This is a genomic window from Embleya sp. NBC_00888 (genome assembly GCF_045207655.1).
In the GTDB taxonomy this organism is placed as follows: Bacteria; Actinomycetota; Actinomycetes; order Streptomycetales; family Streptomycetaceae; genus Embleya.
Genome location: NZ_CP108784.1, coordinates 7,860,043 through 7,879,439 on the forward strand (window position 1 = coordinate 7,860,043; position 19,397 = coordinate 7,879,439).

The 19,397-nt window shown below is 69.9% G+C and carries 17 protein-coding genes and 1 pseudogene; 8 read left to right on the plus strand and 10 right to left on the minus strand.

Annotated elements, in window-relative coordinates; translation table 11 throughout:
- The first annotated feature begins 311 nt into the window (after positions 1 to 311).
- The 3 genes from OG948_RS33290 (at position 312) to OG948_RS33300 (ending at position 3,190) form a co-directional block, all read left to right on the plus strand.
- On the plus strand, positions 312 to 617 hold the full coding sequence (locus OG948_RS33290; RefSeq protein ID WP_406300034.1) for a hypothetical protein: 306 nt from the start codon (positions 312 to 314) through the stop codon (positions 615 to 617).
- A 155-nt stretch (positions 618 to 772) separates the two neighbouring features.
- The gene (locus OG948_RS33295) at positions 773 to 1,831 is read left to right on the plus strand and encodes a nucleoside hydrolase (RefSeq protein ID WP_406300035.1); all 1,059 of its coding nucleotides are present in this window, start codon (positions 773 to 775) and stop codon (positions 1,829 to 1,831) included.
- A complete protein-coding gene (locus OG948_RS33300) occupies positions 1,832 to 3,190 on the plus strand; it encodes an ABC transporter permease (RefSeq protein ID WP_406300036.1) in 1,359 nt (452 codons plus the stop codon).
- A gap of 315 nt (positions 3,191 to 3,505) precedes the next feature.
- On the opposite strand, the gene OG948_RS33305 is transcribed toward OG948_RS33300, so the two are convergent.
- Genes OG948_RS33305 through OG948_RS33340 form a run of 8 tightly spaced genes read right to left on the minus strand, consistent with a single transcriptional unit; the run spans position 3,506 to position 12,057 of the window.
- Positions 3,506 to 3,997, minus strand: coding sequence for a DUF4913 domain-containing protein (locus OG948_RS33305; RefSeq protein WP_406300037.1), 492 nt, complete (start codon positions 3,995 to 3,997; stop codon positions 3,506 to 3,508).
- Positions 3,994 to 5,811, minus strand: coding sequence for a type IV secretory system conjugative DNA transfer family protein (locus OG948_RS33310; protein ID WP_406300038.1), 1,818 nt, complete (start codon positions 5,809 to 5,811; stop codon positions 3,994 to 3,996). The genes OG948_RS33305 and OG948_RS33310 overlap by 4 nt, the downstream gene beginning before the upstream one ends.
- Positions 5,808 to 7,316, minus strand: coding sequence for an ATP-binding protein (locus OG948_RS33315; RefSeq protein WP_406300039.1), 1,509 nt, complete (start codon positions 7,314 to 7,316; stop codon positions 5,808 to 5,810). Before OG948_RS33315 ends, OG948_RS33310 begins: the two co-directional genes overlap by 4 nt.
- Before the next feature lie 38 nt (positions 7,317 to 7,354).
- Positions 7,355 to 8,809 (minus strand): SCO6880 family protein, encoded by a 1,455-nt coding sequence (locus OG948_RS33320; protein ID WP_406300040.1) that lies wholly within the window; start codon positions 8,807 to 8,809, stop codon positions 7,355 to 7,357.
- Entirely contained in the window at positions 8,806 to 10,527 is a 1,722-nt protein-coding gene (locus OG948_RS33325) for a hypothetical protein (RefSeq protein WP_406300041.1), read from the minus strand. The genes OG948_RS33320 and OG948_RS33325 overlap by 4 nt, the downstream gene beginning before the upstream one ends.
- Positions 10,528 to 10,535: 8 nt before the next feature.
- Positions 10,536 to 11,318 carry a hypothetical protein gene (locus tag OG948_RS33330; protein WP_406300042.1) on the minus strand — a complete coding sequence of 261 codons (783 nt, stop codon included), beginning with the start codon at positions 11,316 to 11,318 and terminating at the stop codon, positions 10,536 to 10,538.
- 4 nt (positions 11,319 to 11,322) lie between these two features.
- Positions 11,323 to 11,667, minus strand: coding sequence for a hypothetical protein (locus tag OG948_RS33335; protein ID WP_406300043.1), 345 nt, complete (start codon positions 11,665 to 11,667; stop codon positions 11,323 to 11,325).
- A 15-nt stretch (positions 11,668 to 11,682) separates the two neighbouring features.
- Entirely contained in the window at positions 11,683 to 12,057 is a 375-nt protein-coding gene (locus OG948_RS33340; protein ID WP_406300044.1) for a hypothetical protein, read from the minus strand.
- Positions 12,058 to 12,258: 201 nt separating this feature from the next.
- Between OG948_RS33340 and OG948_RS33345 the strand changes: the two genes are divergently transcribed.
- The 3 genes from OG948_RS33345 to OG948_RS33355 all read left to right on the plus strand — a co-directional run bounded on the left by OG948_RS33345 (position 12,259) and on the right by OG948_RS33355 (position 15,637).
- Positions 12,259 to 12,738 carry a helix-turn-helix domain-containing protein gene (locus tag OG948_RS33345; RefSeq protein ID WP_406300045.1) on the plus strand — a complete coding sequence of 160 codons (480 nt, stop codon included), beginning with the start codon at positions 12,259 to 12,261 and terminating at the stop codon, positions 12,736 to 12,738.
- Between the two features lie 57 nt (positions 12,739 to 12,795).
- Positions 12,796 to 13,818, plus strand: coding sequence for an NlpC/P60 family protein (locus OG948_RS33350; RefSeq protein WP_406300046.1), 1,023 nt, complete (start codon positions 12,796 to 12,798; stop codon positions 13,816 to 13,818).
- Between the two features lie 418 nt (positions 13,819 to 14,236).
- A complete protein-coding gene (locus tag OG948_RS33355) occupies positions 14,237 to 15,637 on the plus strand; it encodes a glycosyl hydrolase family 28-related protein (RefSeq protein ID WP_406300047.1) in 1,401 nt (466 codons plus the stop codon).
- 442 nt (positions 15,638 to 16,079) lie between these two features.
- Here the strand turns inward: OG948_RS33355 and OG948_RS33360 are convergent, their stop codons facing one another.
- On the minus strand, positions 16,080 to 16,775 hold the full coding sequence (locus OG948_RS33360) for a TetR family transcriptional regulator (RefSeq protein WP_406300048.1): 696 nt from the start codon (positions 16,773 to 16,775) through the stop codon (positions 16,080 to 16,082).
- Positions 16,776 to 16,859: 84 nt separating this feature from the next.
- Between OG948_RS33360 and OG948_RS33365 the strand changes: the two genes are divergently transcribed.
- Together OG948_RS33365 and OG948_RS33370 are read left to right on the plus strand one after the other, a co-directional pair.
- A complete protein-coding gene (locus OG948_RS33365; RefSeq protein ID WP_406300049.1) occupies positions 16,860 to 18,011 on the plus strand; it encodes an acyl-CoA dehydrogenase family protein in 1,152 nt (383 codons plus the stop codon).
- Positions 18,012 to 18,087: 76 nt separating this feature from the next.
- A complete protein-coding gene (locus tag OG948_RS33370; protein WP_406300390.1) occupies positions 18,088 to 19,011 on the plus strand; it encodes a 3-hydroxybutyryl-CoA dehydrogenase in 924 nt (307 codons plus the stop codon).
- Here the strand turns inward: OG948_RS33370 and OG948_RS33375 are convergent.
- A pseudogene (locus OG948_RS33375) lies at positions 18,978 to 19,217 on the minus strand (transposase); the annotation flags it as partial. The gene OG948_RS33370 and the pseudogene OG948_RS33375 overlap by 34 nt on opposite strands.
- Positions 19,218 to 19,397: the final 180 nt, after the last annotated feature.

The window sequence follows — 19,397 nt, forward strand, 5'->3', positions numbered from 1 at the left end:
TCCCCGCGGAAGAGGCGCCGTGCTTTCCGGCGCCGGTCGGTGGGGGCGCAATCGGCGCACGGGTGCGAGGCGTAGCAGTGCGCGTCAAGTTCGATCCCCGAAGTCGACCCCAATTATCACGTGACGATTGCACGTGCCGCCGGTACGTTGGAGAAATCGTCACGTGATGATTGACCGAGGGATTCATGGCGATGACATGTCTGGTGTGCGGTGGTGAGTTGCCCGCGCGACGAGGGCCTCGGCCCCGGCGCTACTGCTCGCGAGCCTGCCAGGCGAAGGCATACCGGGAACGCAATCCGCAACAGCCGAACGTGGCTCGTCTGCTTGCCGGATACGAGGGCGTCTCCTCAAGAGAGCTCGCCGACCGGCTCACTCTGGCCGGCCTTCGGCTGGCCGACGCCCTGGACGCGGGACTGTCCGTCGGCGACGCCGACCTCGACACCGTGACGCGGCTCCCGGCAGTCCTGGCCGCGCGCGCCCGCCAGGGTGTTCCCAACGGAAAGGCCGCTCTCTTCCAGATTTCGAATGACGACCCGGGGAGGGCGGAAGAGCCTCCGGCCGGCACGTCCGACCCCACCTCGGAGAGAGCGAAACCGTTGAAGGGGGAAACGACTTGATCACGAACGAGGGATCAGATCCAATGCGCAACACACGTCTGTGCCAGTACAGGCGATCGTGCGGGCAATTATCAGGGCTGCGGCATGACAACGCTCTGCAGGCAGTTCAGGTGATCGGCGACCATGCGTCGTACCGAGATGAAATAGGGGACTCAATGGGGGAAGAGCGGAACGAAACCGCTGATGAGCTGCGGCAACACTGGACCGCGATGACTCAGCTCGGGCGTGCGGTGCCCGACAGTGGACTGGCCGGGATCGGCGAGGCGTTGGAGACATCCGGTCCGTGGCCGGAAGACCTGCGACGCACCCCCATGATCATCGACACGGACATCGGCGGCGACGCCGACGATGCCCTTGCGGTGGCGGCCGCGGCACGGCAGGTGCCCGAGTTGGCCATGGTCATCACCGGCGACGAAGTACGAGGTGAACGGGCCCGCTTCGCACGGCACCTGCTGGACTTGATCGGTCGCCGCGAGGTGGTCACGCTTTCCGGAGCATCTCTCGGCGAGTCTCGCTACTACTGCGTGGACGGCCTGATCCCGGACGACGTGCCTGCTCAACCCACTGATGTCGTCGCGGCGGTACGCCAGGTGTGTGAAGCGGCCGACGGACCTGTGCGCTGGGTGGGAATGGGCCCGCTGACGAACCTGGCCCGCGTGATCGCCGAGGCCCCCGACCTGGCTCGCCGGCTACGGCTGACCCAGATGGGCGGCGCGCTGCGCTACCGCGATCCCAGTCGAGCGGAACACAACATCCGGATGGACGTGGCCGGCGCCCACGCCGTTCTGAAAGCCGTGGAGAGCGGCCTCCTTCCCACTCCCGAGTTCATCGCTTCGGAGATCACCTTCACGCCGCGTATCGAGGTCACCGCGAAACACCCTCTGTATCAGAGCCTGCGGGACCCTCAAGGCCCCGTATGGGCACAGCTGCTCGCCGATCACCTGGAACGCTGGTTCGCCCGAACCCGCTACGCGGGCACCATGCAGCACGACGCATTGACCCTGTCGGCAGCCCTCGACCTGCCCTTTGTCGACTCCGACCACCTGAACATCTCCATGGACTCCATCGGGCGAACCACGAAGGCCGAGGAGGGAGAAGGAGTCCGTCTGCGCTGGAGCCTGTCAGCCGAATACGAGGCATTCATGAACTGGTTGAGCATTTCACTGACGGGTCCCGCCCGGCTGGATGTCGCTCATGGGCAAGAAGGCCGTTGAGTGGAAAACTACTCCCAATTATCCGATCTGCTCGATGCCTACCAGCTTCCCTCGCAAGCAGGGGCCGCGGTGGATGAAGCCTATGAGGCGTTCCGACAGTTCCACGGTCCCTTCATCACCGCGGTCACGGCACAGATGCTGCCGGACCTGCAAAGAGATGCCGAAGCCGGGCGAACCATTGTCTTCCTGGGGCGGGACGGGCACAGTTTCGCCGCCGCTGCCCAAGCACTGGCTCCGGACTTCTTCGCCGCCCACTGCCGGGATGTCGTGCTCTCCCGACTGGTCGCGGACGCCGCGCTGTTGGACCTGGAGGCCCAACGGGGCGCTCAGTTCCCCGAGGTGGAGCAGTTCCGCTTCCGCAAGAAGCAGTTGCCCCCCGAGGAGATACCCGGCGCGTTCCGGCAGCTCACCGCCTACCTGCGTGCCGCAGGCATTCCGATCGGGCATCCGGACAGTGCGGTCACCTTGGTGGACAGCAGCTTCAAGGGGACCGTGCAAGAACTTCTCACGGCAGCGTATCCGCAGACCGACTTCCAGGGCCGCTACGCATTCTTCGGCACGGCGCCCTTCGACGCCCGGCCGCACAAGAAGCTGGGCTACGTCGTCCACCTGTCCGCGGAGCAGACCGGTGAGGGGCGAGGGGTGCCCCTCGCCGAACTGCCCGCCGACCCGGCGCTGACCTTCGCCACCCAAGAGGCGATATACAGCATTGAGGACACGCTGCACGGCGCCCTGGGCAGCCCCATCGGGCTGTCGGCACAGGGTCCGGTCCAGCAGCCCCAGCGCCATGATCCTTTACTTCGCGGGTACAACCCGCTGCTGGTGCCGGATCGGTTCCGCTCGCCGATGACCCGGGAGGCTGTGAAGGCAGCGGCGCTGTTGGCCGTTCGTGACGCCGCCGTCGAGGCGGCAGCCATGCGCGGTCGGCCGGAGGAGGCCGGCTGGCTGAAGCAAAACCGGGAAGGCTTCACGTCCGAGGTCCGCAAGTGGATCGAGCGGTCCCCCCAAACCGATCCACGTCTGAAGACGGTGCTGGACTCCTTCGCCCGCCGCGTCGACCACAAGGTCATCTCGAAGCTTCAAGACCACCTCGCCGCACGCGGCATAGCCGAACGCGATGCACTGCATCTATGGGAGCAGGTCGAGCGTGCGCCCACGCACCAGGCCCGTGCCGATCTCGTGGACACCCTGACCCGGCAGACTCCTCCATCGAGCGCCGCCGCCGCCAGGTCCAGGTCGACGACCGTCCGAAAGCCAACCCATCCGGACCGACCTGCTGTACCGAAGCCGGCCGAACAACCCCCACACCTGCGTCGCCCGAGAAATGAACCTGGCCGCGGCCAGGGCCCCCAGAGGTAGCACCCGCTGTGATGACATCACGCCCCCGGGCATCGATCGGTATCGCACGGGCGCTCGGTCTGTGTGCGGCGAACAGGATGTCCGGGGACGAAGTGCTCTGGAGGGACTTCGGACGGTGAAACGCCCCATGCCGGCGCGGGCGACGCCGGGCCATGCCCGCCGGTCACCTCCAGCACGAACCGGCCGGCCCTCTGCCCACCGTCCACTGCCTCCCCAGGCCGGACGGCTCGCCGGAGCCCCGGGAGCGACACGGTCGCGCCATGCAAGCCCGCAGGATGGCGCCGGGGCCCGAGGGCAAAGGGGTTGGGGGTCGGTTCACGGCTCGTTGAGGTCGTCTGCGGTGAACGGCAGTGGCGCGAACGGTACCGCGTCGTACATGCCGGGGGCGCGGTGCCGGATGCGTGCGACGTTGGTTCCGCAGGCGTTGAACGGCCCGTCTGCGCTTCGGAGTTGGTGCATGCAGGGGTCGAGGTGGTCGCGGTGCCAGACGCTCGGCCCGTCCCAGCCGCCGGCCTCCGGGGCGGTGTATTGCTGCCAGGCCAGCCACAGCGCGTGGAGGCGGGCGACGGCCTCGGGGTGCCGGAACCACTCGTCGCACCAGGGGGCGGCCGAGTTGACGTCGCGGAGGTAGGTCACCAGGACCAGGCGCACCCATTGGTCGAGCGCGACGAGCTCGGCGCGGTACTCCGCGGTGTCCTCGTCAAGGAAGAGGATGAAGGTCGGGGCGGCCGCCGCGTTGTCCTCGTCGGGTTCGTCCACGTCCTCGGCGAGCCGGGCCGGGTTCACGCCGTTGTGCTGCTCGGTCACGGGGATGCCTCCGAGGGGTCTTGCGGGTAGGGGTGCACGCCGAGGCCCGGGGGCGGTGCCGCAGCGATGGCGGCGCCGGCCGCGGTCGCGCGGTCGGTGAGCGCGGTTTTGGCCTTGGCCTCCTGCGCTGTGATCACGTCGGCGCCCGGCTCGCGGAACCACGGGCGGAAGCGGATGGGTGCGATGCGCATGCCGGTGGCCAGGAGGAGGCCGGTTCCCTTGGGCATGGCGCGGACGTCGGCGGCGTCCATGACGCGCTCGCGCCGGGAACTGATGGATGTGCTGCGGCCGCTCGCGCTGTGCGAGGTGCTGTACTCGGTCACCCGATGGTCGCCGATGAGCCGCGAGATCTTGTCGGCGAAGTCCGGGTCATCGAGGCCCGCGCCGAGGAGTTTGACGGTGGCCGCGCTCCACAGCGCATCCATGCCGACGTCCCCCCAGGCCCGCACGCCCTGCCGGTAGCTCTGGAGGATCGTGATGGGGATGACCCCGCGCCCTCCCAGGTGCGAATACAAATTGGGAAGGTCTTCGATCTTGCAGATGTTCGCCGCCTCGTCGAGTACGGCCAAGACGGGCGGGTCGACGCGGCCGCCGCGCCGCTCGGCGAGGTCCATCCCGGCGAGGAACACCGAGTCGGCCATGGCAGCGATCAAACCGGAGACGGAACCGCCGCCGTCCTTGGACAGCAGATAGACGGTGTCCCGGCTGTCGACCGCGTCGGAGGGGCGGAACTGCGGAACGGCGGGGTCGCGGGTGACCCAGGCGAGGACCCGCGGGTTGAGGAGGGAGGCGACCGCGACGCGCGCGGTTGCGTACACGCCGTCGCGTGTCTCGACCGCGACGGTTGCGGTCGAGGCGAGTTGGTCGGCGTACGGGTGCTGGCCCGCGTGGCGCAACGCGTCGATAGGCGTCCGCTCGCCGGGCGTGGACAGCCACGCCAGCACATCGGCGACGGTGCCGCCGGAGACCGCGGCCGCGTGGAACAGCGCGGTGAGCGTGCTTTTCGCGGCCTCGGCGAAGAAGTCCTTCGTTTGCGGGTTCGAGGTGGCGTTGAGGAAGTGCCCGGCGAGACGGTCCGCCCCCTCGATCGTGCGCGCGATTTCGAGCATGTCCCACCACAGTTCACGTGTGGAGTGGGTGATGCCTTGCGGGTCGATGAGCCAGATGCGGCCCACCTCGCGGCGGGCGGACGCCGTCGTCAAGTAGACGTCCGCTCGGTTGGTCGTGACAAGTGCCATGCCGGGCGCTCGGAGGATCGCCGGGACCGCGAGCGCGGTTGTCTTCCCCGACCTCGGCGCCATGATGGCGATTACGACGTCTTCCCACGACGCCCGCAGCTCGGGACCGCGGGGGGACAGGTCGCCGAGCAGCAGGCCCGCATCATCGGGGCTGATCGTGTCGGCGTTCGCGAGCGAGGGCCGCAGTTGCCGCGCTCGCTTTTCCAGCGCCGCATGCGCCAGCGGTTCCATCTGGTGACGCCCGGCCAGGCCCGACGGTCGGGCGAAGCGCGCCCGCGCGGCGATGCCGGCCGCCGTCGCGGCGGCGACGGCCAGGACGAGCATCGTGATGGTGCCGACGGCGGCGGCGGTGCCGTGGCCGGGCCACACTCGGCCCGGCTCGCCGCGCAGCAGGAAGCCGAGCGTGCGGCCGGAGTACGCGGGGGCGTGCCAGCCGCCGCCGATGACGGCGACCGCGAGGGTGCCGCCGACCCAGGCGAGGGAGAACAGGGCCATGGTGCCGACCACCACGCCGAGCACCGCCCAGGCCGGGCCCGTTCCGCTGGTGCCGGAGGGCCGTTCGGTGGTCCCGTTCACGGGGTCACCACCTTGCGGCGGCGCATCGCGGTGTCGGTGTCGTACATCTCGTGTTCGGCCGTCGTCAGGTCGAGGCGGGCGGGCGAACCGGCCCTGGTCCCGATCTTGATCAAATACTTTCCTCTGCCCGGGTGGCGTTGGTTGGTGCCGTCGATGCCGGTGATGCCTGGTGCCGCCCACGAGGCGACCAACGCCCGCTCGCCGCTGGTCAGCGGCTTTTGGACGTGTACGCGGTCCAGTTCGCTCACGGGGAGCGCGCCGAGAATGAGCGAGTCGCACCGCTCCATCAGGCCCAGGGCTTTGGCGCGGTCCTCGGCGGTGGGCAGGGCCTCGGTATCGCGCAGGGAGTGTGTGATGAAGATCGTCACTTCGCCTTTGGAGCGGTTGAGGCGGGTCATTCCGTCCATCGCGTCGACCATCCCGGGCCCGGCCCGCAGCGCTCTCCACATCTCGTCGAGGGGGATGACCAGGGGGCGGTCCATCATGCCCAGGGCGCGGGCGGAGTCGACGGCGCCGTACGCGTAGGCCCAGGTGGCGAGCAGGCCCGCGGCCACCACGTGGTCCCCCGCGGTGAGGAGCGCGGACAGGTCGACGGACACGGCCGGCGCGCTCAGGTCGAGGGGTTGGGTGGTGGGCCCGTCGAAGAGTCCGGCGAGCGGTCCCGTGCACAGGTTGGCCAGCGCGGATGTGACCTCGCGGACCAGGTCGTTGTAGTCCTCCGCGGAGTTGACGAGGAGTTGGGCCCACAGTTCTTTCGGGCCCTCGCGCAGCACCCGGACGACGTCGGGGATCACCGGGTCGTCTTCGAGTCGGTCGGACAGCAGGCTGACCGCGTGGCCGACCGCGGTCGCCTCCACGGCGCTCGGCCGCCGACCCAGGCCGTTCGGGGTGGCGAGGAGGGCGTACAGCAGATCCGCCCGCCTGCCGTTGATCTCCGTCAGGAGCGCGTCACGGCGATCCTGCGGCAGTTCGGCCGCCCGTTTGCGCAACGGCCCGGAGTCGAGCGGGTTGAGCCGGTCGAGCCGTCCCCGGCCGATGCGCACGACCTGGCCGCCGAGTTTTTCGATGAGCGGCGCGTACTCGCCCTTGACGTCACCCGGGACGATGATCTTGTGCCCGTAGGAGGCGTACACGAGGCAGATGCGCTTGGCGATGGCGGATTTGCCCGCGCCGGGCTGTGCCATCACCCACACGCCGGGGTTTTGGACGAGCCGGCCGGTCCAGCCGGCCGGATCGAAACAGACCAGTTCGTGAGTCAGCAGGTCGGGGCCGATGGGGACCCCTTCAGCGGGCAGCGAGGAGCCGAGGACGAACGGATACAGCCCGGCGACCTCGGTCGTGGTGCCGAGGTAGATGCTGCCGGTGTCGGTGTTCGGGGCGCGTCCGGCGCCGCGGCCGCGCCAACCCTGGCGCGGGGCAACGACTTTGGCGTTGAGGCGCCATACCGGTTCGGGTTCGCGGGCGGGCCGCGCGGCGGGCGCGGGTTTGGCGGTTCGTCGTCGCACGGCGAGGTGTCCTTACTGTCCGTCGGTCCCGAACCGGGTCAGCCCACGAGCGGATGTACGCCGACCGGCAGCCCGGCCGTGAAGGATGCGCCCTGCGCGCCGTAGGCGTACCGGAAGCGCAGGCCGCCCGCCCTCTTGGCGGCCTGTTCGACTTCGCGTTTGGCGGCGGGCAGGTCGGCCGGGTCGGTGACGGTGGTGGTGATCGTGATCGTCCATTGGGTCATGCCCGCGCCGTAAGCCTCCTGGTTGGCCGCGCGGTCGGCGGCCTGCGCGTCGGCGCGCTCGCGGCGGGTGGTGCTGCGCCGAGTCCTGCGGTTGTACTGCTCGCGTGCGTCGGACGCGTTGATCTCGCGTTCGACGATCGCGGCGGCCTCTTCGGTGGGGAGGACCCGGTACCCGAGCGTTATCCGGCGCGGGTACTTGCCCGGTGCGAGCAGCGGCAGCAGGACGTCATAGGTCACCGACTTGCGGGGTGCTTCCCGCAGCACCCAGGAGACCGACACCGCGCCGTCGTGCCGGTACTCGGTCCAGTCCTCTTCCGCGGCGACGGGCCCGGTCTGATCCCAGGTGAGTTCGGCGATCTGGGATTGCGGGGCGTCCATGTCGGCCGGGCTGAACGCGCCGCGCACCAAGCGCATCAGGTCCGTGGCCGTCGCGCGCCGCAGGACGTCCGCGCCGGCCCCGCCCAGGTCGACACTGCCGAGGCGACGCAGCGCCTCGGCAGCGCCCTCGGCGGGGGTGGTGGCCCGGTCGGGGGCCCGCGACGGGTCCACCACCAACGTGAGCCAGGCCGCCAGTTGCGCGGAGGTGCGCGGAGCGGTGGTGACCAACTCGCCGATGGTGTCCCGCGCGAGCTTCGGTGCGTTGCGGTCGAGGCGGTCCCGGACGTGGTCGGTGAGGGCGGCCCCCGAGGACGGGGTGACCTGGAGGGTCACCGTCGCCGCTTCCACGGACTCCTCCGAGGACAACGCCGCGAGGGTTTCGCCCCAGGAGGTCACGTTGGTGTTGACCTGGCCCCGGTCGGCGAGGAGGGCACCGCCCGGCGCGAGGAGGAGACTCCCGGCGAAACGGCCCGTTGCCTGATTCCACACCAGGCCGACCGCGGCGCCGGTTTCGTCCTGTGCGCTGACGAGCATGGTCGGCGCGAGGACGCCGGGCGGGTTGAGGGCCAGGGGATGGCGCAGGTAGAGGCCGCGGTAGGTGGTCTCGCCGCGCGACGCGGCCAGCTTCCAGCGCACGCGCGCCGTCGCGAGGGACAGCAGCGGCATGCCGTGACGCTGCCACACCGCGAGGCCGCCGACCAGGGCCGCGATGGGCAGCGACACCAGCAGCGTGGCGAGGCCGACGAAGGACGCGAGGAAGACCGGCACCATCACCGCGCCCACACAGATGACGGTCTGCACGCCATTGAGGTGCGCGACGCCGAGTGTCCGTGAGCGCCGCCACCCGCCGTACAGCCGGGGCGAACTCCCGGACGTGGTGGTCGAGGTCATGTGTTACCTCCGTTGTCGGCGAACGCGGAACCGGCGGCGTCGGAGCCTTGACGCCCGACCTCGGCCGCGACCAGGGTGATCCCGGCCGCTCGGTTGAGCGAGGACGATTCCGGCGACGGGAGGCCGCCGGAGGGACCGCCGACGTCGTCGCCCGACGGGGCGCCGGAGTCCGTGCCTTCCGTTCCGCCGGTGCCGTCGCCGCTGCCGCCGCCGGTGCCCGTTGTGCTGTTCGTGGCCGATTCCGTTGCGTCGCCCGATTGGTCGCCGCCTTGCTGCGGGACGCGCCCGCCCGATTCGTCCTGGCCGGTCGCGTTGCTCGCGGCTTGCCGCAACATCGAGGAGTTCTGCTCACTGGCGGGCCCGTGCTGGTCCATCGCGCTCGCGTGGGAGACCGGGTTGAAGGAGCCCCCGTTGTCGCCGCCCTTGCCGCCGCCCCCGCCGTCGCTGTCGCCCTTGCCGCTGCCGAGGGCCGAGCCCAGAGCGGCCGCGCCGCCGAGGTTGCCAATCGCGTTGGCGAGCCCGCCGGTTGCACCGGCCATCTGCATGCCCAGCGGCGAGAACAGGCCCATCATGGCCTTCAAGGCAACGACGCTCAGGACCAGCGTGGTCAGGCCGCGGACCCAGTCCACCCACGCGTTGCCGTTGGCCATCTCCGTGAACCCCGCCGCCATGATGAGCGCCGCCATGGGCTTGTAGGCGATGACCGTGAACACCGAGGTGTAGAGCCGGGGCAGCCATTGACGGGTGCGATCCCCGCCGATCTGCCCCGAACTGGCGACCGGCAGCAACAACGCGTAGATGGGGATCGCGGCCTGCCGAAGGAACACGGTGATGAGCTGAACCAGCCCGACGAGCAGCGCGATCACGCTCACCAGCAGCAGCGCGAGCACGTTGATCCCGGTGGGGAAGAGCATCCGTTCCATCTGCATGACCAGGTTGGCGTTGCCTTGGAACATCGTGTCGATGATCGCGAACGTGAGTTTGTCGGAGGCGATCAGCAACGAGTCGATGATGGCGATGCCGGTGATGCAGACGACCAGGTGGATCACCAGCCCCTGTATGGCCTGCGCCATCGGTGTGCCCTTGCGCTGCACGATGGTTCGGATGCCGGCGAACATCGTCAGCAGGACCGCGACCAGCGACCCGACGCCCAGGCAGAGGCCCTGGAGGGAGACCGGCACGGTCCCCACGTCCTTGGGCGGGAACCAATGCTTCGACAGGCACGCCGCCGGGATGGTCTCCGACAGGTAGTAGCAGCTCTGTGCCATCGGGTCCTGCGGCGTGGTCACGCCGGACTTCTCGATGGAGATGGAAGGCGATTGCAGCCACCACACGAGGCTGCTCGTGATCACCTGGGCGGCGAAACTCTTCGCGCCCTCGGCCATGGGGCCGATGATCGAGTCACCGAGCTTCTTGGCGGCGTCGGCGGCCAGCTTGTCGGCGCCGAGTAGTTTCAGCCCCTCGCACGCCGCGACGCTGCCCGCCACGCCCGCGACGGGGTTTGCGGTGACCGCGCTGATGGTGGGCGTCAGTACCGCGTTGCAGCCGATGTCCCACCAGGAGATCGACGGAGCGGCGGGAGCGGCCAAGGCGGGCGCGGGTGCCACCCCCCGGGCGGCGGCGGGTTGCACGGCCGGGGACGTCGACGCGGCGGCGGGCGCCGCAGCCGTGGCCGCGGGCAGCAGCGCCACGAGCGCCAGCGCCAGGAGGACATGCACGAGGCGCCTCACCGGATGTCGCCCTCCCGAATGGCGGTCCACCCAGCCTCGTTGAATCCGCTCTGCCCGACGTCGAAGGGCTGCGGCTGTTGCCCGGCCGGGGCGTTCTTCGTCCGCCAGTCCGACCCGTCCCACACGATCACCGACGTCCGGGCGACCACCAGCGTGGTGGCCTCACCGCCGGGCGCCGTGGTGACGATCAGGCGCGCCGAGACACTGACGTCCACCCGATCGGCGCCGACCGGCTGCCATTTCACGCCCACCGCCCATACGTTCAATGCCGCCCCGGCGGGCAACGGGCCCGTGGGCGGCACGCCCATGCCCGCGCGGGACTGCCCCGTGGCCTGCCGTGCCGCCTCTTCGATGTCGGCCGCGTCGGCGGGCAGGGTGTAGGCGAGGGCGGCGCGGGCGGCCGCGTCCGGGTCCCACGACCATCCGTTCCGGGTCGCGGCCACCGCTGCGGCCACCGCACCTTCCGGCGTGTGCGGGTAGTTCGTCGGGAAGCCGTTGCGCTGTCCGGCCGAGGCGGGAAGGGTGATCCACCGCTGCGGGGCTGTGTAGACGTCGCTGCCCGCGTTGCCGGACGGTTTCGGGTTGCCCGGGACGGCGGCCGGGCCCGCGCCGCCGGGAACGACGGCGGGCGCGTTGGGAGCCGACGACGAGCCGGTGTCGTCGTCGGCGATGAACAGGGCCAACACCGCGCCCGCGAGGACGACCACCACGGCGATGAGGACCGCGATGGTGCGACGCGCCCGACGGGCGGCGGCCTGCTGGTTCAGGTCCAGGGCCATACGCCTACATCCCCATCAGGCCGGGGACGACACCCGCCGCAAGCATCGCCAGGCTGACGCCGGCGACGGTCCACAGGATTCCGTTGGCGCCCTCGGCGGCGAGGTGCGCGCGGTTGCGGCGACCGATCGCCATCATGACGCCGCAGGCGATCAAGCCGAGCACACCGGCCAGGCCCGCGATCCACTTGCCCCACGAGATCCACTTGCCCGCGGGCTCCTGCAGGCCCGGAGGGGCGACCGGCGGGGGGTTGGGGATGCCCCCGGGGTTGGGATTGTTGGTAGAACCCGGGGTCGGGGTGTCGGCAGGGAGCAGATTGACGGCGTCGGTCAGTGTGGACAGCCAGTGCATGACGGTTGGTTCCTCCTAGTCGGCGTGGCCGAGCGCGGCACGAAGTGCCTGCGCCGCTTTGGCCACCGGGCGGTGCTCCAGCGCCTCGGCGGGCGTGTCGGTCACGCGTAGGCGGTACAGGTACGGGACGTGAACGACCCCGAGCGTGCGCGGAGCCAGAACCCGCAGGCGGTAGCGCACCGGCAGGGGTGCGCCGATCACCGCATCGGCCACGACGACCAGGTACGGGCGCGGCAGGTGAGAGGGCCAACTGTCGAGGACGCTCAGCGCTCGCGCGGTGCCCGAGGCGGTCGAGCGCACGACGAGTACCGGCACGATGCCCTCGGCGAGCGCGAGGGGCGTGCCGGGATGCAACTCGCGGGCGAGGCCGGTCGCTTCGGGGTCGAGCATTGTCGCGACCGTGGTTGCCCCTGCCCCACCATGCGCCGCGAAGACGGCGAACCCACGGGCGAACTCGCGTGCCAAAGCCACCGGTTGGGTGACAGAGTTTCGCGCCATGGTCAGCAGGCCCCCGTACTGAAGATCGAACGGCAGGTTAGCATGCGTAACTAACTGTGATTACCGACTATTCGAACTCACGCCAATGGGCCAATGCATCCAGACGGCTTCCGCCCCGAACTCCTCGCCGCCTCAAGGCGAAAGGCCGGGTTCTCGCACGACGCACTCGCGGTTTCGGCAGGGGTCGGTCCGCAGACGGTACGGCGGGTCGAGGAAGGGGGGCGGCCACCGGGCGGACGGGTGGTGAACGCCTTGGCCACCGCGCTCGGCACCACCGCGGAAGCCCTCGCGCCGAGCGAGCCGACAACGCTCGGTCGGATCCGGGACCGAAGAGGGCCGACACGGCGCCGGATGGCCGAGGCGGTCGGCTACGGCACCGGCACGGTCCGCGCGGTCCAGGCCGGGCGGTGCGGGGTGCGCCACGCCGAACGGTGGGCGAGGGGCCACGAGTTGAGCGAGGACCGGTGGCGGGCGGCGGGGGAGGCCGGCCGCGAACGGTGCCGCGAGGCGATCCGCCGACGTTCCGGCGGGCAGAACCGGCCGACCCCGGACGAGGGGACAGGCGAGCAATGACGAGGGGGATACGTGCGGAAAGCCGCAGCGGGGTGCGGGACGGCCGTAGTCGTCATCATGGTCTTGTCGGTGCTGATGGTCGCCGTCATCGCCACCGGCGGAGCGGCCCCGTCGTGGCTCGCGGCCGGTTACGGGGGCGGCGGTGCCGGGGAGGACTCCGACGACGTCTCGGACCTGATGCGGTCGCAGGTGCCCGGGCACCTGATGCCGTGGATCGAGAAGGCTGCCGCGATGTGTCCGCAGGAGAGCCCGGCCCTGGTAGCCGCCCAGCTCCAACAGGAAAGCGGGTTCGACCCCACCGTCACCAGCGAGGTGGGGGCCCAGGGCATTGCCCAGTTCATGCCCTATACCTGGCCCGAGTACGGCCAGGACGACGACGGGAACGGCCGGGCCAACCCGTACGACGCCGTGGACGGGATCATGGCGCTCGGCCGGTTCATGTGCAAGCTGTTCGCCCAAGCCGAGGCCGGCCCCTACCCAGGCGGCCCCGTTGCCCTCGCCCTGGCCGGCTACAACGCCGGGTGGTACGCGGTCCAGAAGAACGGCGGCGTGCCGCCGTACAAGCAGACGCAGGACTACGTCGCGAAGATCACCGCCCAGGCGAAAGCGTGGGGCGCGCCGAAGAAGACACCGACCGTGTCCGGCAGTGGCGTGGGAGCCGACGCCGTCCGGCGGGCCGCGCAATACGTCGGCGTGCCGTACGTGTGGGGAGGCGGCACACCAAACGGCCCCTCGAAGGGCTTCTGTGATGGGCGGAACGGCTACTTGAACGGCGTGTGCTTCGCCGAGAACAACGCCGGGTTCGACTGCTCGTCCCTCGTTCAACTCGGTTGGTGGCCCGCCGTCCACCTGCCACGGGTCGCGGCCGACCAGTACAACGCCACCCGACACCGGCCCGTCTCCGTCGACCAGTTGCAGCCAGGCGACCTCATTTTCTACGACCGCAACGGCGGCGGCATCGACCACGTGGTCATGTACTACGGGGACGGCAAGATCATCGAGGCGCCACGAACCGGCAAGAACGTGCAAATCGTCGCTCTCTACAAGGCCGGATTGGTCGGCGCGACGCGCCCGGCGTGACGCCGTCGGCCGGGGGGTTCGCCTTCGGCGTGCAGTCCTTCGACGAGGACCGGGTACGTGACTTCGCGGTGGAGATCCAGAATGCCGTGGCGGGCGAGAACGCTTTTCGATCCCACCCGTCCGCGTGGCTCGAACAGAGACAGGAAGAGCCGGCCGCGACTCGGTAGGACACCGCCTGCCTGGACGCGGCCCGTGGGCATCTGTCCCAGGTCCTGGCCCGTCGGAGCCACGATCCCCGCCGGAAGGAGGCCCTCGTCGAGCTGAGCGGAGCGTGTGACCGGTGGCAGGAGCTCACGGGGCGCCGACCGACGTGTCCCATACGCGCGGGTGCCGCGTGGCCGATTCGCGCGGATACCACGGGAGAGGCGGCGGCCTGGCATCATCCACCGAAGTCAGGCGATTCCACGGGGGTATGGCAATGAGCGGCGAGCACTCGTCCAACGCAACAGGGCGGCAGCGGGGAGCCGGAGGCCGTCGGGCGTTCCTGGCCGGCGCGGTGACGGCGGGCGCGGCGGGGGTCGCGCTCGTGGCGACGACGTCGGACTCGGCGACCGCGGCGGGCAACGCCGTGGACTGGTACGACGTCAAGGTGCACGGCGCGGTCGGCGACGGCGTCGCGGACGACACCACGGCCATCCAGTCGGCGATCGACTCCGCGGCCCGGGCGGGCGGCACGGTCTACTTCCCGGCGGGCCGATACCTCGTGACCCCCAGGCCGGTCGCCGGCAAGCCCGCCGCCGCGCTGTCCGTGGGCGGTGACGGCGTACGCCTGGTCGGCGCGGGGAGCAAGGCCGCCATGCTCGTCAAGAAGGCCGACGGCATCCTTCTGCGGATCTCCGGCACCGGCCCCTCGCTCGACGCGAAAGGCGCCACGCACCGGCGCTACTGCGCGGTCGAGGACCTCGGCCTCAGCGGAAACGGCCGGACGGGCCTGCTGCTCGAGCTCTACTACAGCAACAACACCTACGTCCGCGACGTGTATCTGACGAGCAACTCGGACATCGCCGTGGACGCCGTCGAACTGTGGGACTCGCGGTTCTACAACATGGTCGTGGAATCCTGCACCGGCCCCGCGGACAGCAAGCAACACCCCAACGTCTGGCTGCGGAACTCCTCGGCCGCGAACACCCAGGAGTGGGGCTACAGCAACGACAACGTCAACCAGGTCCACCTGATCGGCTGCCGCCTGGAGAACTTCGGGACCGGCGCGCTCTGGGTCACCCAAGGCACCGCGAGGACCAACAACCCCAACGGAATCCACATCACCGACTGCAAGTTCGAGACGTCCGCGATGAAGGGCGGGCCGCACCTCAAGGTCGACGCATCCTGCCGACACGTATTCGCCGGCAACATCTACGCGTACGCGGGCAACTTCGCCACCGGATACGGCACTCCCCAAAACATCATCGACTGGGCTCCGTCCGCGAGCGCGCTGGAGAACACCCTCATCGCGTGCGGCACGACGGCGACCGTCAACTCCGGTGTGATCCTGTACTCGGCCAAGGGCCAGACCGGCGTCCTGCGCAACGTCAACGGCATGTACGGCATCAAGCCCGTCGGCACACACATCTACTACGAGCAGAGCTCCACCGGCGACTTCCGCGTCGAGAACTCGTACGGCAACACCGGCGGACAGGCAAGCGGCGCCATCCCCACCCGCAACCAGCCGAACCCGCCGCTGCGCCTGGTCGCGGGCCCGGTCACCGACGCGTCGTTCCAATACCCGCCGCTCGACGGCACGATGGCCGTCGACACCACCGACACGCGCCTGTACGTACGCGTCGGTGGCGCCTGGCTGTGGACCGCATTGCGGGCGTGAGCCCGGCGGTTCGCCCCGGCTCGGGGCGGGGGGCGACGGTTTCGCAGACGGGCAACCGCACCCATGGCGATCGGGCGCCGCCTGCGTCGCGCGCAGACCCCGCCCCGCGACCGCCCGTCGCTGCGCCGGGTTCGGGCTCGATGCCGAACTCGTCGGGCTGCTGCACCTGGCCGGGCGTCGGCGGTGCCCTCACGGCCGCTCGCCGGTGCCGCTGTGCCCAGGCGCCGATGTCCTGGCAGCCGATGACGTGTCCGGGTGTCGGCTCCTCGAGGGTTCCGCCGCGTTCGAGGTGCAGCCGTACCTCGTCGGCGGCCCTCGCGGAGTGGTCGTCCGGTGGGCCTGTCATTTCCTGTGAGCGTGGTCCCTGCAACCGTGTCGACCAGCTCAGATGATACGGAACTCAGTACCGTATTTGATGGCACCTGAGTACCTCATGGGAGTCTCACGAGCCACTGCTGTCCCGCTTGAGCGCGGTCTCCACCTTCTGGACGACCTGCCACAACGGCGTACCGGTGCGAGCGATCAGGACGACAGCGTCCTCCGGTTCGTGGAAGGTGCGGCGGACCATGTCCAGGGCCGGGTCGACGGACGCGGCGGCGTCGCCGGTGGCACCGGCGCGGAGCCAGGTGCGCAGACCGTAGTTGTGGGCGGCGACGACGGCCGCGGCGACGGTGTAGGCACGGACGCCACCGTCGGGGAGATGGGAGAACCTGCGTTCGAGGTAGGCGGCCAGCGTGCGTTCGTACTGCCAGACGACCGAGATCTCGTACGTCTTGAGCGCCGGCACGCGCCGGGTGAGGGCGTAGCGGCGGGCCGAGAACGCGGGGTTCTCGGCGTACATGCGCATGACGACGCGGGCGGCGCCGCAGGCCGTGGTGACCGGATCCTGGTCGGAGTGGGCGGCCTGGAGGTAGGCGACCATCTCGGCCAAGGCGTGTTCGTGGTCGGGGAAGACCACGTCCTCCTTGGTCGGGAAGTACCGAAAGAAGGACCGGCGCCCGACTCCCGCGAGCCGCACGATGTCGTCGATCGTGGTGTTCTCGTATCCGCGCTCCGTGAACAGCTCGAACGCCGCCGATACGAGCAGGTCACGCATGGGGGGCTTGTCGTCCGTACCCGGTTCCTCCGTCTTGTTCATCACCCTATTACACCGCAGTCTTTGGCTTCTGGCACTCAGTGTGCATAATCTCGGGTACTTAGTACCCTTCTAGAGGAGTGCCGTATGTCATCGGACTTCGATCTGTTCCGTCTCTCGGAGGAGCACGACATGCTCCGGGACGCGGTGCGTTCGTTGGCGGAGGCGAAGATCGCCCCGTGGGCGGCCGAGGTCGACGAGCTGAGTCGGTTCCCGGTCGAGGCCCGTGAGGTGCTGGAGGCCAACGACCTGCACGCCGTGCACGTCCCGGAGGCCTACGAGGGCTCGGGTGCGGACGCGCTGTCCACGGTGATCGTCATCGAGGAAGTCGCCCGAGTGTGCGCCTCGTCCTCCCTGATCCCCGCGGTCAACAAACTCGGTTCCCTGCCGGTGCAGCTGTCGGGGTCCGAAGAACTCAAGGCCAAGTATCTGGGGGCACTGGCGCGCGGCGAGGGCATGTTCTCGTACTGCCTGACCGAACCCGAAGCAGGCTCCGACGCGGCGGGGATGAAGACCCGCGCGGTGCGCGACGGCGACGCCTATGTCTTGAACGGTGTGAAGCGGTGGATCACCAACGCGGGGATCTCGCAGTACTACACCGTCATGGCCGTCACCGATCCCGGGCAGCGCTCGCGCGGCATCTCGGCGTTCGTGGTCGACAAGGACGACGAGGGGGTCTCGTTCGGGGCGCCGGAGAAGAAGCTGGGTATCAAGGGCTCCCCGACGCGTGAGGTGTACTTCGACAACGTCCGTATCCCCGCGGAGCGGATGATCGGCGAGCCGGGCACGGGGTTCGCTACCGCGATGAGGACCCTGGACCACACGCGCATCACCATCGCAGCCCAGGCGCTCGGCATCGCGCAGGGCGCCCTGGACTACGCCAAGGGCTACGTGAGAGAACGCAAGCAGTTCGGCAAGGCCATCGCCGAGTTCCAGGGCATCCAGTTCATGCTCGCCGACATGGCCATGAAACTCGAAGCCGCACGCCAACTCACCTACGCCGCCGCCGCCAGATCCGAACGAGACGACAACGACCTGAGGTTCTTCGGCGCCGCCGCCAAGTGCTACGCCTCCGACGCCGCCATGGAGATCACCACCGATGCCGTCCAACTCCTCGGCGGCTATGGCTACACCCGCGACTATCCCCTGGAACGCATGATGCGCGACGCCAAGATCACCCAGATCTACGAAGGCACCAACCAGGTCCAGCGCATCGTCATGGCCCGCAACCTTCCGTAGGGGCGAAGTCCCGACCCGTGCACTCCCGATTTCCGAACTTGTGATACCTGAGCGGAAGGAACCCACCCAGATGAGCATGAGCACCCGCACGGACCGCAGCAAGGCGCAAGACAGGGAAGGGACGACGGAGCGCGTCGGCGTCGTCGGGTGCGGGCTCATGGGCTCGGGCATCGCCGAGATCTGCGCCCGGGCCGGCCTGGACACGGTGGTGCAGGAGATCGACGAGGCCGCGGTCGCCGCCGGCCGCGGCCGTATCGAGACCTCTCTCGAACGGGCTGTTGCCCGCGGGAAGATCGGCCCGGACGAACGGGCGGCCGCGCTCGGCCGGATCCGTTTCACCACCGCGCTGGAGGACTTCGCCGACCGCGATCTGGTGATCGAGGCGGCCACCGAGGACGAGGCGGTGAAGCTGGAGATCTTCGCCACCCTCGACAAGTTCGTGACGAGCCCGCACGCCGTCCTGGCGTCCAACACCTCCGCGATCCCGATCATGAAGCTGGGCGCGGCCACCAGCCGCCCCGGCCAGGTGATGGGCGTGCACTTCTTCAACCCCGTGCCCGTTCTGGACCTGGTGGAATTGGTCCCGACCCTGGTCACCAGTGACGACACCTGGAACCGGGTGCGCTACTTCGTCCGCGACACGCTCGGTCGGCACGCGATCGTGTCCCAGGACCGCGCGGGCTTCGTCGTCAACGCGCTGCTCATCCCGTACATCCTGTCCGCGATCCGGATGTACGAGTCGGGGTTCGCGGAGGCCGACGACATCGACGCGGGACTGGTGCGCGGCTGCGCCCACCCCATGGGGCCGCTGGCGCTCGCCGACCACATCGGCCTGGACACGACGCTGGCCATCGCCGAGTCGCTGTACCAGGAGTTCAAGGAACCGCACTTCATCCCGCCGCCCCTGCTCTCCCGCATGGTCCAGGCCCGCCACCTGGGCCGTAAGTCCGGCCGCGGCTTCTACCACTACCGCAGCACCGAGACCGGGACGGCAGCCTGACCTGTTCGCGACCCGGCGGGCCGTCGTTCGGCCAGGCGGACGATGGCCCACCGGCCGGTGCGGACCAGGCGGGCGGCGGTTTTGAAGAGGCGGATGCGGAGCTTCCCGATCTCCCGTCGCCTCGCTTCGCCGGTCGGGGTGAGCATCCGCGTCCACGCGACCAACTCATCGGCAAGGGCGACGAGTTCGCACCACACCCGGTTCGGTGCGAGGCGGCGCGGGCCCGTTCACGCGCCGCGGCGCGGGCCGCCCGGATCGCGTCCACGGTCTTCGGCCACACCGCGGCAAGGGCCGTGACCAGACCCGATACCGTCGGGTCGGACGGTGCCGTGCCGTTGTCCGGCTGCGGGCGTCGCTCTCGTCCTCGGGTTCGCGAGCGGGCCGCA

Excerpts from the sequence above, each read along its gene's own strand:
- OG948_RS33295 (WP_406300035.1), top strand. The coding sequence starts at position 773 with ATGGGGGAAGAGCGGAACGAAACCGCTGATGAGCTGCGGCAACACTGG.
- OG948_RS33320 (WP_406300040.1), bottom strand. The coding sequence starts at position 8,809 with ATGACCTCGACCACCACGTCCGGGAGTTCGCCCCGGCTGTACGGCGGG.
- OG948_RS33330 (WP_406300042.1), bottom strand. The coding sequence starts at position 11,318 with ATGGCCCTGGACCTGAACCAGCAGGCCGCCGCCCGTCGGGCGCGTCGC.
- OG948_RS33335 (WP_406300043.1), bottom strand. The coding sequence starts at position 11,667 with ATGCACTGGCTGTCCACACTGACCGACGCCGTCAATCTGCTCCCTGCC.
- OG948_RS33340 (WP_406300044.1), bottom strand. The coding sequence starts at position 12,057 with ATGCTCGACCCCGAAGCGACCGGCCTCGCCCGCGAGTTGCATCCCGGC.
- OG948_RS33345 (WP_406300045.1), top strand. The coding sequence starts at position 12,259 with ATGCATCCAGACGGCTTCCGCCCCGAACTCCTCGCCGCCTCAAGGCGA.
- OG948_RS33350 (WP_406300046.1), top strand. The coding sequence starts at position 12,796 with ATGGTCTTGTCGGTGCTGATGGTCGCCGTCATCGCCACCGGCGGAGCG.
- OG948_RS33355 (WP_406300047.1), top strand. The coding sequence starts at position 14,237 with ATGAGCGGCGAGCACTCGTCCAACGCAACAGGGCGGCAGCGGGGAGCC.
- OG948_RS33360 (WP_406300048.1), bottom strand. The coding sequence starts at position 16,775 with ATGAACAAGACGGAGGAACCGGGTACGGACGACAAGCCCCCCATGCGT.
- OG948_RS33365 (WP_406300049.1), top strand. The coding sequence starts at position 16,860 with ATGTCATCGGACTTCGATCTGTTCCGTCTCTCGGAGGAGCACGACATG.
- OG948_RS33370 (WP_406300390.1), top strand. The coding sequence starts at position 18,088 with ATGAGCACCCGCACGGACCGCAGCAAGGCGCAAGACAGGGAAGGGACG.